This window comes from Rhizobium sp. SU303, from assembly GCF_021052345.1.
Lineage (GTDB): Bacteria > Pseudomonadota > Alphaproteobacteria > Rhizobiales > Rhizobiaceae > Rhizobium > Rhizobium laguerreae.
On sequence record NZ_CP088099.1, the window covers coordinates 94,192 to 111,898 of the forward strand.

Annotated in this window: 10 protein-coding genes; 8 read left to right on the forward strand and 2 right to left on the reverse strand. The window is 60.4% G+C overall.

Features of this window, described 5'->3' with window-relative positions:
• Position 1 precedes the first annotated feature (1 nt).
• From RlegSU303_RS33470 to RlegSU303_RS33495, 6 genes are read left to right on the forward strand one after another with little or no spacing between them, the layout of a single operon-like run.
• Positions 2-505, forward strand: coding sequence for an acyltransferase (locus RlegSU303_RS33470; RefSeq protein ID WP_017957536.1), 504 nt, complete (start codon positions 2-4; stop codon positions 503-505).
• Positions 505-1,542 carry a Gfo/Idh/MocA family protein gene (locus RlegSU303_RS33475; protein WP_017957535.1) on the forward strand — a complete coding sequence of 346 codons (1,038 nt, stop codon included), beginning with the start codon at positions 505-507 and terminating at the stop codon, positions 1,540-1,542. The genes RlegSU303_RS33470 and RlegSU303_RS33475 overlap by 1 nt, the downstream gene beginning before the upstream one ends.
• Complete coding sequence (locus RlegSU303_RS33480; protein ID WP_131643549.1) at positions 1,539-2,642, forward strand: DegT/DnrJ/EryC1/StrS family aminotransferase; 1,104 nt, start codon at positions 1,539-1,541, stop codon at positions 2,640-2,642. The genes RlegSU303_RS33475 and RlegSU303_RS33480 overlap by 4 nt, the downstream gene beginning before the upstream one ends.
• Complete coding sequence (locus RlegSU303_RS33485) at positions 2,632-3,351, forward strand: acyltransferase (protein WP_017957533.1); 720 nt, start codon at positions 2,632-2,634, stop codon at positions 3,349-3,351. The genes RlegSU303_RS33480 and RlegSU303_RS33485 overlap by 11 nt, the downstream gene beginning before the upstream one ends.
• Positions 3,348-4,322 (forward strand): NAD-dependent epimerase/dehydratase family protein, encoded by a 975-nt coding sequence (locus RlegSU303_RS33490; RefSeq protein WP_077979673.1) that lies wholly within the window; start codon positions 3,348-3,350, stop codon positions 4,320-4,322. The genes RlegSU303_RS33485 and RlegSU303_RS33490 overlap by 4 nt, the downstream gene beginning before the upstream one ends.
• Positions 4,319-5,536, forward strand: a complete 1,218-nt coding sequence (locus RlegSU303_RS33495) for a DegT/DnrJ/EryC1/StrS family aminotransferase (RefSeq protein ID WP_131719406.1) — start codon at positions 4,319-4,321, stop codon at positions 5,534-5,536. Before RlegSU303_RS33490 ends, RlegSU303_RS33495 begins: the two co-directional genes overlap by 4 nt.
• A 73-nt stretch (positions 5,537-5,609) precedes the next feature.
• Here RlegSU303_RS33495 and RlegSU303_RS33500 read toward each other — a convergent pair whose 3' ends face one another.
• Positions 5,610-7,118 carry an O-antigen translocase gene (locus RlegSU303_RS33500; RefSeq protein ID WP_131621627.1) on the reverse strand — a complete coding sequence of 503 codons (1,509 nt, stop codon included), beginning with the start codon at positions 7,116-7,118 and terminating at the stop codon, positions 5,610-5,612.
• A gap of 246 nt (positions 7,119-7,364) precedes the next feature.
• Entirely contained in the window at positions 7,365-8,678 is a 1,314-nt protein-coding gene (locus RlegSU303_RS33505) for a polysaccharide biosynthesis/export family protein (RefSeq protein WP_017957529.1), read from the reverse strand.
• A 664-nt stretch (positions 8,679-9,342) separates the two neighbouring features.
• On the opposite strand from RlegSU303_RS33505, the gene RlegSU303_RS33510 reads away from it, so the two are divergent.
• Together RlegSU303_RS33510 and RlegSU303_RS33520 are read left to right on the forward strand one after the other, a co-directional pair.
• Positions 9,343-16,389, forward strand: a complete 7,047-nt coding sequence (locus tag RlegSU303_RS33510) for a DUF4082 domain-containing protein (RefSeq protein WP_445944760.1) — start codon at positions 9,343-9,345, stop codon at positions 16,387-16,389.
• 50 nt (positions 16,390-16,439) lie between these two features.
• Positions 16,440-17,663, forward strand: a complete 1,224-nt coding sequence (locus RlegSU303_RS33520; protein WP_017957527.1) for a GTP-binding protein — start codon at positions 16,440-16,442, stop codon at positions 17,661-17,663.
• Positions 17,664-17,707 lie beyond the last annotated feature (44 nt).

Consider the following 17,707-nt stretch of genomic DNA (forward strand, 5'->3'; position numbering starts at 1 on the left):
GATGATTGCATCAAACGTCAAGCTGGGTGAAGGCAGCGTCATCCACCATCGAGATCTTGTGAATCTCTACGGCTGCACGATCGGAGCGGGAACCCGCATCGGCACCTTCGTCGAGATTCAGAAGAACGTCATCGTCGGAGAAGACTGTAAGATCTCCAGCCATTCCTTCCTCTGTGAGGGCGTGACCCTGGAAGATGGTGTGTTCATAGGCCACGGGGTCATGTTTACGAACGACACCTACCCGCGCGCCGTCAATCGAGATGGCAGCCTGCAGACGGAGGCCGACTGGATTCTCATCCCCACGCTTGTCAAGCGCCACGCATCGATCGGCAGCAACGCCACCATTCTGCCCGGCGTGACGATCGGAGAGGCTGCCCAGGTCGGAGCGGGAGCGGTTGTAACAAAGGACGTGCCGGATGGCGCCATCGTCGCGGGCGTTCCAGCCAGGGTTATCGGCCGTGTCAATGACGGGCCAGTCGACATGCACGCGTTGGAGGGAATGTGATGATCGGCATCGCTGTTGTTGGGTATGGATATTGGGGGCCGAATCTGGTTCGCAACATCTCGGAGGCAGCCGGAGCGCACCTCGTTTCTGTCTGTGATCTCAATGTTGACCGGTTGGCGGCTGTCAAAAGCCGCTACCCCGCCGTGACGATCACCGATGATTTCGAGGAAGTGCTGCGTGATCCAAGAGTGGATGCCATCGCTATCGCGACGCCGGTCTTCACCCATTTCAAGCTCGCAATGCAGGCTATGATGGCCGGAAAGCATGTCTTCGTCGAAAAGCCGATGGCATCGACGACGGAGGAAGCTTCGCGGATGGTCGAAGAGGCCACACGCCGACGCCTCGTGCTGGCGGTGGATCACACCTTCGTCCACACCGGCGCCGTTCGCAAGATGCGTGAACTGGTCGAGAACGGCTTGGGCGACATGTATTATTATGACTCGGTTCGGGTCAATCTGGGGCTCTTTCAGCATGATGTCAGCGTCATCTGGGACCTCGCGGTGCATGATCTCTCCATCCTGGACCATGTTGTGCAGGAAAGGCCGGTGGCTGTTTCAGCGACAGGCATGAGCCATGTACTCGGCGAGCCGGAAAACATCGCCTACCTGACGCTCTTCTTCGAAAGCAAGCTCATCGCACACATCCACGTCAATTGGCTGGCGCCGGTCAAGGTGCGCCGCACGCTGATCGGTGGCAGCAACAAGATGATCGTTTACGACGATCTGGAGCCCAGCGAAAAAATCAAGGTCTACGACAAGGGCATCACCCTGAACCCCAATTCTCAGGCTTACGGCGAGAAGGTGCATCAGATGATGGTCGGCTACCGCAGCGGCGACATGTGGGCGCCCAAGCTCGATATGACCGAAGCACTGAAACGCGAACTGGATCAGTTCGTCGAGTGCATCGAGCAGAATTCGCGGCCCATTACGGACGGCCATGCCGGCCTGCGCGTCGTTCGGATTCTGGAAGCAGCAAGCCGGTCGTTGGCCCAGCGCGGTCGCATCATCGAGCTCGAAGAGGCGAGGCGCATCGCATGATCCCGTTCCTGGACATTAAGGCACAGTATCAATCAATCAAGGGTGAGATCGACGCCGCCGTGCTCGGCGTCCTCGCCTCGGGGCAATACGTATTGGGCGACGAGGTCGCGCATTTCGAGCAGGAATTCGCAGATTATTGCAACGTCAAGCATGCAATAGCCGTCAACACCGGAACGAGTGCCTTGCATCTTGCCCTCCTTGCGGCGGGCGTTGGCCCTGGCGATGAGGTCATTACCGTGCCATTCACGTTCGTCGCAACCGTGTCGGCGATCTGCTACACGGGCGCACGACCCGTGTTCGTCGATGTTGAGCCCGTGACACTCACGATGGATCCGGCTGAGGTCGAGGCAAAGATTACTCCCCGGACCAAGGCCATTGTTCCCGTCCATCTCTACGGTCAAATGGCCGATATGGACGCGATCAAGGCAATTGCCGAGCGCCACGGGATACCCGTCATCGAAGACGCCTGCCAGGCCCATGGCGCGCAATACAAAGGCCACCGCGCCGGCAGTATCGGCCTATCCGGCTGCTTCAGCTTCTATCCGGGCAAAAACCTCGGCGCCTGCGGCGAGGGGGGTATGGTCGTTACCAATGACGATGATCAGGCCAAGACGATGCGCATGCTGCGAGACTGGGGTCAGGAGCAGCGCTATCACCATCTGCTGAAGGGCTTTAACTATCGCATGGACGCCATTCAAGGCGCGATCCTGCGTGTCAAGCTCCGGCACCTTGAAGCTTGGACCGAGGCGCGTCGCACGCATGCGCGCCGCTACTCTTCGCTGCTTGCCGGATCGACGGTTTTGACGATCCCTGTCGAAGCATCCGATCGGCGTCACGTCTATCATGTCTATGCCATAAGAAGCCGTGATCGCGATGGACTTCAACGCCTGCTCAGCGCGGAAGGCATTCCGTCCGGGCTCCATTATCCCATCCCTGTTCATCTGCAGAAAGCCCATGCCGACCTTGGTTACCAGGCCGGGGATTTCCCGGTCTCGGAAGCCGCGGCACGGGAGGTCCTCTCGCTGCCGATCTATCCAGAGATGCCTGTACGACACGTTGACCAGGTGGTCGCCGCGCTGGAGTACGCCTATGTCAGTTAACCGCGCCGGCGAGGCTCGACTGGTGCAGGCGGTCCATGGTCGCCATGAAAGGCCGGCAGATCCTGGCTACCAAACTGGGTTGGTCGAAGAACTCAGACAATCATACGGGCGCGCTGGCCTGATAGACCTCTATGGTCGTTTCGCCACAGGCGACGGGGTCGTCGACACACTGATGCGCAAAGCCATCTGGCAAGCGATCGCGCGGAGCTGCGGCACGGGACTGCAGGTTGCGGGCGGCGCCGGTTTCAAACATCCGGAAACGTTTGAAATCGGCAATGGCGTGTTCATCGGCGCTCAGGCCTATATCCAGGGCCGCTTCGACGGCACTTGCGTGATCGGCGACAATGTCTGGATCGGCCCGATGGCTTATTTCGACGCGCGCGACCTGGTTATCGAGGATTGTGTCGGCTGGGGCCCTGGCGCCAAGGTGCTTGGCTCGACCCACACCGCGCTGCCGGTGGATGTGCCGATCATTCGCACCGATCTCGAAATCAAGCCGGTCCGCATCGGCGCATGGGCCGATATTGGAACGAACGCAACGATTCTTCCCGGCGTGAGCATCGGAAAAGGGGCGATCGTCGGAGCGGGTGCAGTCGTTGTCTCCGATGTCGAACCGTTTTCAGTCGTGGCGGGTGTGCCGGCGAAGTTCATACGCTGGCGCACGGAAGCCGATCTTGTGCTGGATTTATCGCATGGAGGAAGATCGTGAGAAATCAACGGGTACTCATTACCGGCGGAGCTGGCCTGATCGGGTCGCATATCGCCGATCTCGTCGCATTGGAGAAGCCGCGGGAGATTATCATCCTCGACAACTTCGTGCGCGGACGCCGGGACAATCTCAGCACGGCAATAGGTGGCGGGTCCGTCAACATCATTGAGGGAGATATCCGTGACAGAGCCTTGTTGGCGAGAACCTTCGAGGGCGTGGACATCGTCTTTCACCAGGCGGCCATCCGCATCACGCAATGCGCCGAAGACCCACGGCTTGCCTTCGATGTACTGGCCGAAGGCACGTTCAATGTTCTCGAAGCTGCCGTAAAGGCAGGCGTGTCGAAAGTCGTCGCTGCCTCTTCTGCCTCTGTGCTGGGTTTGGCCGAGAGCTTTCCGACCACCGAAGCGCATCATCCCTATAATAACAGGACGATCTACGGGGCGGCCAAGACGTTTAACGAGGGGCTGCTTCGCAGCTTTGCGGAGATGTACGGCCTGCGCTATGTGGCGCTGCGCTATTTCAACGTATACGGGCCGCGAATGGACGTTTACGGCGCCTATACCGAAGTGCTGATCCGCTGGATGGAGCGTCTGGCGACCGGAATGCCACCCCTCATCTATGGAGACGGCAGCCAGACGATGGACTTCGTCGATGCACGTGACATCGCCCGGGCCAACCTGCTGGCTGCGAAGAGCGATGTCACCGATGAAGTGTTCAATGTCGCGAGTGGTAGGGAAATAAGCCTCCGGGAACTCGCGCAGATGCTGAGCGATATCATGGGGGTCTCACTCGAACCGCAGCACAAAGAAGCCCGCGCGGTAAACGGCGTAACCCGTCGTCTTGCCGATATCAGCAAGGCCGAGAAACTCCTGGGCTTCAAAGCGGAAATATCGATGGAACAAGGGCTTCGCGACCTTGTCGCCTGGTGGAAGATGAAGACCGATGCGGCAGGAGGCCAAGCTGCATGAGCCCGTCGCTACCTGTAGTTCCAGTTGCCAAGCCCGTTCTCGGAGAGGAGGAGGCGGAGGCTGTCCGCCGCGTTATTCTATCAGGATGGGTGACGCAGGGGCCGGAAGTTGCCGCTTTCGAGAGTGAATTCGCTGCCTTTGTCGGCGCTGCACATGCCTGCGCCGTCTCAAACTGCACGACCGCACTGCATCTCGCCTTGATGGCGGTAGGTATCGGTGCCGGTGATGAAGTCATTACGGTCAGTCATTCGTTCATCGCAACCGCGAACGCCATCAGATACTGCGATGGCGTGCCTGTCTTTATCGACATCGAGGCGGACGGTTACAACATCGACCCTAGCCTGATCGAAAGGGCAATCACGTCCCGGACCAAGGCAATCCTGTGCGTTCATCAGCTCGGCATGCCTTGCGATATTCGCCCTGTCGTTGAGATCGGGAAGCGCCTCTCGATACCGGTCATCGAGGATGCGGCGTGCGCAACGGGAAGCGAAATCCTTTGGGATAGAAATTGGGAAAAAATTGGCAGGTCGCATGGCGACATTGCCTGCTTCTCCTTCCACCCCCGTAAGGTCGTCACGACCGGTGATGGTGGCATGTTGACTACGGCCAATCCCGAGTATGACCGAAAATTTCGCCTCTGGCGCCAGCATGGCATGAGCGTCACCGACGCCGTCCGTCACGGCTCGAGGCAGGTGATCTTTGAAGACTATGATGAACTAGGCTACAACTACCGCATGACTGACCTTCAGGCGGCGGTCGGACGGGTGCAACTGCGGCGGCTGCCGGAGCTGATTGCGCAGCGCCGGCGGCTTGCCGAGCAGTATATAGAGCGCCTGTCGACGATCCCTGGGCTAACGCTGCCAATCGAGCCCGGCTGGGCTCGCAGCAACTGGCAGAGCTTTTGTGTGAGATTGCCTGATGCTGTCGACCAAAGGGCGGTCATGCAAGCGCTGCTCGATCAGGGAATATCCACCCGGCGCGGTGTGATGAACATCCATCTGGAGGGGGCCTATTCGGGCCAAAGTTCCCATCGTGCTGCTACAAGTCTGAAGCGAAGCGTGGCAGCGCAGCGGCAAACGATAATCCTGCCGCTTTATGCTCAGATGACGGATCTCGACATCGTCAGGGTTGTCGAAGCACTTCGAAGCTCATTGGCTGAGGCGGCCAGCATACCCGCCGCCGTACAGCACGATCGGGACATCGCGCTTGTATGATTTCCTGATTGCGTGATGCAATCCTCGTTGTGCCGCAGGGCCTAATGCGCATCGCCTCGATGCGCATTTTTTATTAGGCAAATTTCGCGATCCATCCTCTGATCACTGCGGGCATCATCTCGGGCGGAAGAAGCTGGATCAGCATGCGCAGCGAGTAGATCCCCGTCAGAGCTACGGCCAAGGCGCCGATGCCTATCGCCGGCCATAACGGCAAGACCCAAAATGCCGAAAATACCAACACCGATGCAGGCAGGAAAAGCAGCACGTGCCTGCGGTTGGCTGCGGACCCGCGGAAGCCGGTAAGCCGCCGCACGATCACGTAAATGAGGATGCTATGCCAGACGTAGAGGCCGAAAAACGCCATGCCGGCTCCTGGCGTACCGAACTTCGATACGAAGTGCCATGCCAGGCCCACATGCACGAGCGTGGCCGCCACCTCCGTCCAGAAGAAAATGGCTTGGGCACGCTTCGCCAAGATGATGAAACCCATCGGCCAGGCGATGATCCTGAGCATCATGCCAAGGCAGATCCAGCGCAAGAGATCCACCGCCCCATGAAACTCCGAAGAATAGAACAGGCTCATCATGAGCGGCGCCAGCGTCAACGTGGCGAGCAGACCAGGGCCGGCAAGAAGGATGCTGATTTCCATCTGTTCATTGACGAGGCGGTTGCATTCGGCGTGATTGTCCGCAGTCGTGGTCAGGCGCGGATAGAAGTCCGTTCCCATCGCCTGCAAAATGAAGCCGGCATAGAGACCGCCCAACCCCCAGGCCGCCTGATACAATCCTGCGGCCATCACGCCCCCGTCCTTCAATACGATGATGCGGATTGCATAGGCCGCGCCGAAGGTCAGAAGTCCGCTCGCCATGAACACGGCGCCGAATCTCAGCAGAGGTGCCCACTCTTGACCAAATTGGCGAGCCGACATTCGCGGCGAGTGTGCGCCTATCCGTCTGCTGTACCACCAGGTGGAGAGTGTTGTGACGGCCGCAATCGCTACGACCGACGGTGCGATCGCCTGCGCGCCGAACAGGTAAATCAGCGGGACAGTGCTCACTGTGCTGAAAAAACCTACGAGCACATTGATGCGGGCAAGATTTGCAATGCCACGTAAGCCCTGGATCAACGCCGTCTGCCCGGACGACACTATCCGGAAAAATACAGCGAGCGAGAGCAGCGCGATGCCACCGGCGTGCTGGTAGTCGCCGAAGGTGAAATTCGAGACCGGAAATGCCAGCGCTGCAAGAAGGAGCGCGCCAAGCAGGCCGAGTATTATCGATATGCGTCTTAGCGCTTTCGCCGACTGTGCGATCCTCGCTTCGTCGCCGGTACCGGCGGCCTCGGCGACCTGGCGCACCCCGCTGCCGCCCAGTCCCAGACCAGCGGCCGTTTGCGCGATATCGACGATTGACTGGTAGAGGCCCATGAGCCCCACGCCTTCTGGCCCAAGCAGAACGGCCAGGGCCTTGTTACGAATGACGCTTAGAGCGACGTTCACGAGCGAGGAACCGCCCATCAGCATCGTCGACTTGAGGATCTGGGTATAAGTCTGCCCACTGGCTGGGATCATGCGCAAAGTCATCAATTGTCCTTGGCCGCTATGCTGTGGGGCGGGATCTCCGGCGCAATGTCGCCGACATGTTGCCCAACGCCGCTTCGGAGATACGCGGCACAGGCATTGCTGTTGAGGCAGGAAGCGAATTCAAGACCTGGTCGGGTTTATGGCAGCTCGTATCAAGAGCAATTTCTCTCGCGCAGGTAGTCGGAGCGCCTTGGCGCTGGTCAATCGTCCGCTGAGAGTTCGTTTGCAATACATGCTTTTCGCGGGTCACTGGCTTGCCTGACTGGCGCGTGTTTCAGTTTCACGCGGCAGGTCGGCGGGCGCGGCCTGAGACACGCGATCCGCAATGGGGGGTCGAACGACCCTCACAACATCACCCGGGATCAGTGCCGTTGTCTCCGAGGCCTGGAACTGCCTGATTTGGCCTTCGCTTCGCCGGCTCACCGTAAACGTCAGCGGGAGCGCCTCGTCGGTGATATTCGAGCTTCCCCCTGCCGCGAGGTCATCGAGAAGCAGTTTTTGCGTCATCTCGCGCTTCAATTTGAGCTGGTCGAGACTTGCCTGTTCCGACTGCAATTCGGAAGCGACTTCGCTTCGCCGCGTATCATAAAGCCCCTCAAGATTTCGCGTTGTCTCACTGATCGCCTGACGGCCCCGCATGATGGCGGTGACAAGGTCGAGCCGATCGGAGCGGTAGGTGGTGAGCAACCGTTCCAGATCCAATTGACGCGACGAAACGGTGAGGCCTTTCGAAACCAGTGTTTTGACGCTGGTCAGCTGGTCCTCGATCGATTTGATATTGTCCTCCGAGCCCTGCACCTTCTCGCCCAGCATGCCGACTTCACTATTCAAAAGATCACGCAATTCCGTGAGCGCCTTCGACTGCCTGTCCAGCGCATTTGCGCGAGCCTGAAAAATGACCCGTTCCTCGTTGTATATTCCCGCGGCGTATTGCTGATTGACGCCGAGCGTCTGATCGAAAATTATCTCCTTTGCCCCTGTCATCTCTGCTTGGAGCCGTGCTAATTTGGCAGTGCTGCGCAGCAGGGAGTGGTCGATTTCCCGCAGCTCGCCCGCGAGTTTGATCGTCTGCGATTGCTGCAGACTTGTGGCGCGGAACGGGCCGCCGCTCATTGCCAGGGATTGCAGGACGGTAAGTCCTGAGCGGAATTTGTACTGCCCAGGCGTGGTTACGTCTCCGACGACATAGATTGGCGGGTATTCGAGAATTTCGATCGTGACTGCGGGTGGCTGAACCAATCCGATTTTTTCTTGCAGACGCTTGGCAATCTCGTTCGTGAGGCTGGTGTTATCGCGATTGCCGACGGAAACGGATCCAAGAAAGGGCAAAAAGACAGCGCCTTCATCCGAGACGGTATATTCACCGCCAAGCGCATCCCATCTTTCATATTGGCCTTTGGACTGCATCCATTGGACAATCGTCAGACGGATTTTCGTCTGCGGAGCAAAAGCAGTGTCATCGGCGAGAGCCGGCGGCACAGCTCCGGCAAGAAAGACGAGTGTACTGATGACAAGCGTCGCCGGAAAGAACACGTTAAGAACGCGATACGATAGCTTCATTTACATGTCCAGCCTGCAAAAGCGTCCTTAAACGGACACCGGTTCAATGCCTTAGGCGCTACGCGAGCATCGGGCGCCAGGTCCGAAGCCGCAATGCCAGTGTGCAATCTGGCGAAGCCTTGAGGAAGGTGGCGGTTGTTTGCTTCGCCCTATCATTATTGATGAGGTGGGGGAGGGGGCTTAGCCTAAACCGAGTAGGAACATATACCTTCGGCGCGGTACAGAGGCATCGGCCCGAGAAACCACGAGGTCATGCGCGCAGGAAGAGGCGCGCTAAAGCATGTCGCGCAAAAGTGTGCAACGGTTTTGCGCTAACGACATGCGTAAAAACAAAGTTCTAAAGCGCGACGCGCTTTAGCCGCGAAGGACAGCGATCCCTCGCCGCAGAGCCGTCGTGTTTGGATCGTTGATTTTGCAAGTCGATGATATTGACCGGCGGCGTCGCCTTATCAGTCGGCGCAAAGAAAAAGGCCTCCAAACGAACACCTTGCGTGTCTCGCCCATCACGTCGTCCATGCCAACACTGCGGTTTGCCCAAAGGATGCCGCCTGTAGAGCAAAAGGCGTAGGACCTACTCGCTTATTTTTGGGCTATCATTCAGGGCTTCGTAGCAAACGATCCCCGTAGATTCGATCCCGACAATCTCGCGAGAGAAGGCCACGCCATGTATCGCAACGCTCGCCGGTGGACATCACGCTCACTCCTGCTGGATTCGTTGGTTCCCCGATGGTTGACCGTCGGCGGAAAGGGAAGGCCTCGCAAGCCTGCCGATAAGCGTGAGGATAGTGCTCAACTTGCGACATCCGTGCAAACGGCGGATGGAAACAAGCATGATGGTACGCTTGTCGACAATCCCCACAACAACGCGGCGCTCAATGAGCATGATGTTGGACAGAGTGCGGGCGTGATCGGCGACGCGGACAGTGGGGTGGATATCAGCCACCCAGCGCCGTCCTTGCCTGCCCTGCCTGACGCTTTCGCAGCAAATCGCGAGACCGGGGTTCAAAGCGGGAACACTGCCGCGTCTCGGTTGTTCGCCCACACGCCTGGTTTTGCAGGTTTCGAGCGGGATGCGCACGGCGTTGCATTCGGGGCGCAATCGTCCCTTTATCGCAGCTACGCTGGAATGAGCCTCATAGGCGACGATCCTTTGGCTCCGTATTTGCCGCAAAGCCCTGCACCGAGAGTTTCGGGAGAAGGATCTGCCGCGGTGACGGGCGAGCGTGCTCACTCGGGCAATGTCGTCATTCTCGAATCGAGCCCGTCAGCGCAGGCGACTGCGCATCAGACTGGCGCGGATTCACTGGCGTTTGGCATGCCCTTTGGTGTGTGCGGATGCGGCTACTTTACCTCCCCCACGCGGATTCTCGATTGGGCCCACGGCGGCGCCGTGCTTCAACAGGACGGTCAATTGCCGGGAACCAGGCTGACCGAGGGGCCGGACTTTGTATCGACGATCAAGCGGGCCATCGGCGCCTCGACCAGCGACCCGCTTCTCGATCGTAACCTGTCCCCTCTCTCGGGCTGGCGCGGGACCGCAACGTGGACGGCGGATTCGACGATCTTGAACGGATCGTTGCCAGGAGGCGGAGAAATCGGAACGGGCACCGCCACCAAGGGTATCGGCACTCTTTCCGGCTCGGTGACGACGCCACCTTCTACGCAGCGATCGTTGACGACGCAAAATCTGGCGGCCGCGGCTGCGGCCAACAACCTGATCGTGCTGGAAAACCAGAAGCAGGGTAACCCGGAGAGCGAGTGGGGCATCGACGGCGCCGGCAGCTCCAACATCGAAGGGTTTGCGACCGACATCAGCGTCGACAACGGCAAGACCATCAGCTTCAAGATCAATACCAATTCCACCAACTACCGGATCGATATCTACCGGCTCGGCTATTATGGCGGCATGGGCGCCCGCAAGGTCGACACCATTCAGCATACCGGATTGCAGACTCAGCCAAATCCGTTGCGCAACGCCTCGACCGGCACGGTGGATGCCGGCAACTGGGCTGTGTCGGCCTCATGGACCGCACCGGAGGACGCCGTATCGGGCGTCTATATCGCCAAGCTCGTGCGTCAGGATGGCACCTCCGGCCAAAATCATATCCCGTTCATCGTGCGCGACGACGACAGCCAAAGCGACATCGTCTTCCAGACGGCAGACCAGACCTGGCAAGCTTACAACGGTTGGGGTGGGGCAAACCTCTATGGCGGCAACGGCCCGGCGACGGGGCAGGGTGCGGGTCGCGCCTATGCGGTCAGCTACAACAGACCGATCGCGACCCGTGGCGGGGTTGGCACTTTTGCCGGTCCGCAGGATTATCTGTTCGGCGCCGAATATGCGGGCATCTATTGGCTGGAACAGAACGGCTATGACGTCTCCTACCTGTCGGGTGTCGACGCCGACCGCTATGGCAGCCTGTTGCTCAATCACAAGACCTATATTGATGCCGGGCACGACGAATACTGGTCTGGACAGCAGAGGACGAACGTCGAAGCCGCGCGCGATGCGGGCGTCAACCTGATGTTCTGGAGCGGTAACGAGGTCTATTGGCGCACCCGTTGGGGCAATGCCTATAGCGCCGACGGTACGCCTTATCGCACGCTGATCTCCTACAAGGAGACATTCTCGCCCACCGCGAGCATCGACCCTTCCAACGAATGGACAGGCACATTCCGTGATCCGCGCCTCAGCCCACCCGCCGTCGGTGGCGGAAACCCGGAAAACTCACTGACCGGACAGTTGTTCAAGGTCGACGATGTCGGCAGCAATCTCCAGGCGATCACTATTCCCTATGACGACGCCAACCTGCGCTTCTGGCGCAATACCAGCGTTGCCAATCTTCAGCCTGGCCAGACGGCAACGCTCACCAAGAACTATCTTGGTTACGAATGGGACGAAGCGGTCGATAACGGCTTCGATCCAGCCGGTCTTGTCAAGCTATCGTCGACGACGCTTCCGGTCAGCACCTACTTGCTCGACTACGGAAACACGACCGGCAATGCGACCTCGACCCACAATCTGACGCTCTATCGTGCGCCGAGCGGTGCATTGGTGTTCGGCGCCGGTACCGTCTACTGGACATGGGGCTTGAGCGACAATCACGATAATCAGGCGACCCCCACTGATCCCCGCGTGCAGCAGGCAATGGTCAATCTGCTTGCCGACATGGGCATTCAGCCGGGAACACTACAATCCGGACTCGTTGCCGCAACCGGTTCCACGGACAATGTTGCACCGACCTCCATCATCACCGTACCCGCGACGGCGGCCGTTGGATCCACCGTGACGATTACAGGCACCGCTGCCGACACGGGCGGCGGGGTCGTCGCCGGTGTCGAGGTTTCCACCGACAACGGGGCGAGCTGGCATCCGGCGACGGGTGATGAGAATTGGACTTATTCCTGGTCGCCGCAGGTCGCCGGTAGCTACACCATCCGCTCCCGCGCCGTTGACGATAATATCAACCTCGAAACGCCCTCGTCCGGACGCACGGTCACCGTCAGCGGACCGAGTTACACATCTCTCTTCGGTTCGGCAACGCCAGCGGTCGTCAACACCGACGATACCTCGGCTGTTGAACTCGGGGTCAAATTCCAGACCTCTGCGGCAGGCACCATCACCGGCATTCGTTTCTACAAGGGCAGTCAGGATACGGGCACGCATACCGGTTCATTATGGTCGAGCACTGGTACACGGCTTGCGACCCTCACCTTCACCAACGAGACCGCCAGCGGCTGGCAGACCGCCTATTTCACCAGCCCGGTGGCACTGACGGCCGGACAAACCTACACCGCGTCTTACCATACGAATACCGGTCACTATTCGACAACCGCCGACTATTTCATCTCCAATGTGACGAGCGGGCCGCTGACGGCGCCGGCCACCGGCAACGGCGTGTACACTTATGGCAGCGCCAGCCTGTACCCCACAAGCACCTTCCGGTCGACGAACTACTGGGTCGATGTGATGTTCAATCCGTCGGCCTCCAACACGACGCCGACGGCGGTTGCCGATGCGGGGAATGCGACCGAGAAGGGTGGCGTGGCCAATGGTTCTGGCGGTGTGGTTGCCAGCGGCAACGTGCTGACCAACGACACCGATGCGGATGCCGGTGACACCAAGGCGGTCACGGCGATCCGCTTCGGCGCTACATCAGGCACGCTCGGCACGGCACTGAACGGCACCTATGGCAGTCTCGTGCTCAGTGCATCGGGCGTCTATAGCTATGCCGTCAACGAGAGCAATGCCGCCGTGCAGGCGCTGCGGCAGTCGACCAACACGCTGAGCGATGTCTTCAGCTATACGATGCGGGATACCGCCGGTGCCACCGCCACGGCCAACCTGACCGTCACCATCCACGGCGCCAACGACGCGCCGGTGCTGGCTGTTCAGACGGCTAGCCAGAACGCCATCGTCGGCTCTGCCTTCTCCTTCACGCTGCCGACGACGACCTTCACCGATGTCGACAGCGGCGAGACGCTGGCCTATGCGGCAACGTCTGCCGACGGCACGGCGCTGCCTGCCTGGCTGAGCTTCAATGCCTCGACGAGGACCTTCTCCGGAACGGCGACGACATCAGGTACCTATGGCGTCAGGGTGACGGCAACCGACCTTGGCGGCCTCACCGCCAACGAGACCTTCAACATCGCCGTGTCGACATCAGGCAACACGACGCCGACGGCAGTTGCCGATGCGGGGGATGCGACCGAGAAGGGTGGCGTGGCCAATGGTTCGGGCGGTGTGGTTGCCAGCGGCAACGTGCTGACCAACGACACCGATGCGGATGCCGGTGACACCAAGGCGGTCACGGCGATCCGCTTCGGCGCTACATCAGGCACGCTCGGCACGGCACTGAACGGCACCTATGGCAGTCTCGTGCTCAGTGCATCGGGCGTCTATAGCTATGCCGTCAACGAGAGCAATGCCGCCGTGCAGGCGCTGCGGCAGTCGACCAACACGCTGAGCGATGTCTTCAGCTATACGATGCGGGATACCGCCGGTGCCACCGCCACGGCTAACCTGACCGTCACCATCCATGGCGCCAATGACGCGCCGGTGCTGGCGGTCCAGACGGCCGCCCAGAACGCTACCGTCGGCTCTGCCTTCTCCTTCACGCTGCCGACGACGACCTTCACCGATGTCGACAGCGGCGAGACCCTCACCTATGCGGCAACGGCGGCCGACGGCACGGCGCTGCCTGCCTGGCTCGCCTTCAACGCCACGACGCGGACGTTCAGCGGCACGCCGACGACATCAGGCACCTACGGCGTCAGGGTGACGGCAACCGACCTCGGCGGCCTTGCCGCCAACGAGACCTTCAATATCACTGCGACAGTGGCGCCTGCGACCTACAGCCTGTTTAACGCCTCCAGCACACCGGCCCAGACGAACCTCAACGACGGTCAGCAGCTCGAGGTCGGCGTCAAGTTCCAGTCGAACGTCGTCGGTGATATTACCGCCATCAAGTTCTACCGCAGCGCCAACGACAACGGACAGAACGTCGTCGATCTGTGGACCACGACAGGCACCAGGCTCGCCACCGCCACCTTCTCCAACACCACGGCAAGCGGCTGGCAGACGGTGAACTTCACAACGCCCGTCACCATCGCCGCCAATACCACCTATATCGCGTCCTACCACACCACCGGCGCTTACGTCGCAACCAACAATTTCTATACGACCGCCGTCACCAGTGGTCCGCTGACGGCCCAGTCGAGCGCTGTCGCCGGCGGCAACGGCGTCTACCGCTATGGCGGATCCGCCACCGTAGGCATTTTCCCGAATGCCACCTTCAACGCTGCCAATTATTGGGCCGATGTGGTCTTCCGGCCGGCATCGACAACACCGAACACGACGCCGACGGCGGTTGCCGATGCGGGGAATGCGACCGAGAAGGGTGGCGTGGCCAATGGTTCGGGCGGTGTGGTTGCCAGCGGCAACGTGCTGACCAACGACACCGATGCGGATGCCGGTGACACCAAGGCGGTCACGGCGATCCGCTTCGGCGCTACATCAGGCACGCTCGGCACGGCACTGAACGGCACCTATGGCAGTCTCGTGCTCAGTGCATCGGGCGTCTATAGCTATGCCGTCAACGAGGCCAATGCTGCCGTGCAGGCGCTGCGGCAGTCGACCAACACGCTGAGCGATGTCTTCAGCTATACGATGCGTGACACGGCCGGTGCCACCGCCACGGCAAACCTGACCGTCACCATCCACGGCGCCAACGACGCGCCGGTGCTGGCGGTCCAGACGGCTAGCCAGAACGCCACCGTCGGCTCTGCCTTCTCCTTCACGCTGCCGACGACCACCTTCACCGATGTCGACAGCGGCGAGACGCTGGCCTATGCGGCAACGTCTGCCGACGGCACGGCGCTGCCTGCCTGGCTGAGCTTCAATGCCTCGACGAGGACCTTCTCCGGAACGGCGACGACATCAGGTAGCTATGGCGTCAGGGTGACGGCAACCGACCTCGGCGGCCTTGCCGCCAACGAAACCTTCAACATCGCCGTGTCGACATCAGGCAACACGACGCCGACGGCAGTTGCCGATGCGGGGGATGCGACCGAGAAGGGTGGTGTGGCCAACGGTTCGGGCGGCGTGGTCGCCAGCGGCAACGTGCTGACCAACGACACCGATGCGGATGCCGGTGATACCAAGGCGGTCACGGCGATCCGCTTCGGCGCTACATCAGGCACGCTCGGCACGGCACTGAACGGCACCTATGGCAGTCTCGTGCTCAGCGCATCGGGCGTCTATAGCTATGCCGTCAACGAGAGCAATGCCGCCGTGCAGGCGCTGCGGCAGTCGACCAATACGCTGAGCGATGTCTTTACCTATACGATGCGCGACACCGCCGGTGCCACCGCCACGGCAAACCTGACCGTCACCATCCATGGCGCCAACGACGCGCCGGTGCTGGCGGTCCAGACGGCCGCCCAGAACGCTACCGTCGGCTCTGCCTTCTCGTTCACGCTGCCGACGACGACCTTCACCGATGTCGACAGCGGCGAGACCCTCACCTATGCGGCAACGTCTGCCGACGGCACGGCGCTGCCTGCCTGGCTCGCCTTCAACGCCACAACGCGGACGTTCAGCGGCACGCCGACGACATCAGGCACCTATGGCGTCAGGGTGACGGCAACCGATCTTGGCGGCCTTGCCGCCAACGAGACCTTCAATATCACTGCGACAGTGGCGCCTGCGACCTACAGCCTGTTTAACGCCTCCAGCACACCGGCCCAGACGAACCTCAACGACGGTCAGCAGCTCGAGGTCGGCGTCAAGTTCCAGTCGAACGTCGTCGGTGATATTACCGCCATCAAGTTCTACCGCAGCGCCAACGACAACGGACAGAACGTCGTCGATCTGTGGACCACGACCGGCACCAAGCTCGCCACCGCCACCTTCTCCAACACCACGGCAAGCGGCTGGCAGACGGTGAACTTCACAACGCCCGTCACCATCGCCGCCAATACCACCTATATCGCGTCCTACCACACCACCGGCGCTTACGTGGCGAGCAATGGCTTCTTCGCCAACGGCGTCAGCAACGGTCCGCTGTCAGCGCTGTCCAGCGCTGCGGCTGGCGGCAATGGCGTCTATGCCTACGGCGGATCTGCCACCACAGGTCTCTTCCCGACCAGCACCTTTGACTCGGCAAACTATTATGCCGATGTGGTCTTCCGGCCGCAGCTCGCAGCTTGACGCGTCGAACGAGGTTAGAGACGGTTTCGAATGAGGCTTATAAAACGCAAATGACAGTCGCTCCGAATGCCCTCATTCAAGGGATGCCGATAAACAGCATCGACCGGCTGCCGGTCACAGTGCTCTCGGGTTTTCTCGGCGCCGGAAAGACGACGCTTCTCAGCCACGTGTTGACCAATCGCGAGGGCCTGCGGGTCGCCGTCATCGTCAACGATATGAGCGAAGTGAACATAGACGCCAGTCTTATTCGAGACGGCGGCTGTAACCTGTCGCATACGACGGAGACGTTGATCGAGCTCAGCAATGGCTGCATATGCTGCACCCTGCGCAACGATCTCCTGACCGAAGTGCGGCGACTGGCCGAAGAGGGGCGATACGACTATCTGTTGATAGAGGGGACCGGCATTGCGGAGCCATGCCCTATCGCGGCAACCTTTTCATTCCGCGACGAGAACGGTGTTTCGCTCTCCGATTTTGCGAAACTCGACACGATGGTGACCGTCGTCGACGCCGCAAGCCTCTTGGCCGATTACAGCAGCGCTGATCTGCTTCGCGATCGCGGCCTGCAGCGGGACGGTGACGACCGGCGCACGCTCATCGACTTGTTGGTCGACCAGATCGAGTTTGCCGATATTGTCGTGATCAACAAGATCTCGGATGCGACCGAGGAGGTCCGCGCGGAAGTCCGCAAGACGGTGGCTGCACTCAACCCGGATGCCCGCCAGGTGGAGACGGACTTCGGCAAAGTTTCTCTTGCAACCGTCCTCGACACGGGCCTCTTCGATGAAGCAAAAGCCGCCGCTCACCCGTTGTGGCACAAGGAACTGTACAATCCGGGCGACCATGTTCCGGAGACGGAGGAGTACGGGGTATCGAGCTTTGTCTATCGCACGAGACGTCCCTTCGACCCCAAGCGGTTTCGAGCATTCCTGGACGAGCCCTGGCCGGGGGTAATCCGCGCCAAAGGCCATTTCTGGCTTGCCACGCGCCCGCGTCACGTGGGTTTGATGTCGGCTGCCGGGGTGCAACGGCGCTGTGAACCTATGGGGCTCTGGTGGGCGGCCGTTCCCCGACAAGACTGGCCCAGCCATCAACAGTTTCGTCAGCATATCGAGAGCCGATGGGACAGCGCTTGGGGCGACCGTCGGCAGGAGCTCGTGTTCATCGGTGTTGATATGGACGAGACAGGTGTCCGCACCGCGTTGGACGACTGCCTGGCCAGTTCGGATCCGCGGGACTGGTCGGCTCTCGAAGATCCGTTTCCGGCCTGGTAGCAGGCGACGCGGGAGTACCGGCTCGACCGGCCGGACCGGCGAAA

Coding starts and splice junctions, on each gene's coding strand:
- RlegSU303_RS33470 (WP_017957536.1), top strand. CDS start 2: ATGATTGCATCAAACGTCAAGCTGGGTGAAGGCAGCGTCATCCACCAT.
- RlegSU303_RS33475 (WP_017957535.1), top strand. CDS start 505: ATGATCGGCATCGCTGTTGTTGGGTATGGATATTGGGGGCCGAATCTG.
- RlegSU303_RS33480 (WP_131643549.1), top strand. CDS start 1,539: ATGATCCCGTTCCTGGACATTAAGGCACAGTATCAATCAATCAAGGGT.
- RlegSU303_RS33485 (WP_017957533.1), top strand. CDS start 2,632: ATGTCAGTTAACCGCGCCGGCGAGGCTCGACTGGTGCAGGCGGTCCAT.
- RlegSU303_RS33495 (WP_131719406.1), top strand. CDS start 4,319: ATGAGCCCGTCGCTACCTGTAGTTCCAGTTGCCAAGCCCGTTCTCGGA.
- RlegSU303_RS33500 (WP_131621627.1), bottom strand. CDS start 7,118: ATGACTTTGCGCATGATCCCAGCCAGTGGGCAGACTTATACCCAGATC.
- RlegSU303_RS33505 (WP_017957529.1), bottom strand. CDS start 8,678: ATGAAGCTATCGTATCGCGTTCTTAACGTGTTCTTTCCGGCGACGCTT.
- RlegSU303_RS33510 (WP_445944760.1), top strand. CDS start 9,343: ATGTATCGCAACGCTCGCCGGTGGACATCACGCTCACTCCTGCTGGAT.
- RlegSU303_RS33520 (WP_017957527.1), top strand. CDS start 16,440: ATGACAGTCGCTCCGAATGCCCTCATTCAAGGGATGCCGATAAACAGC.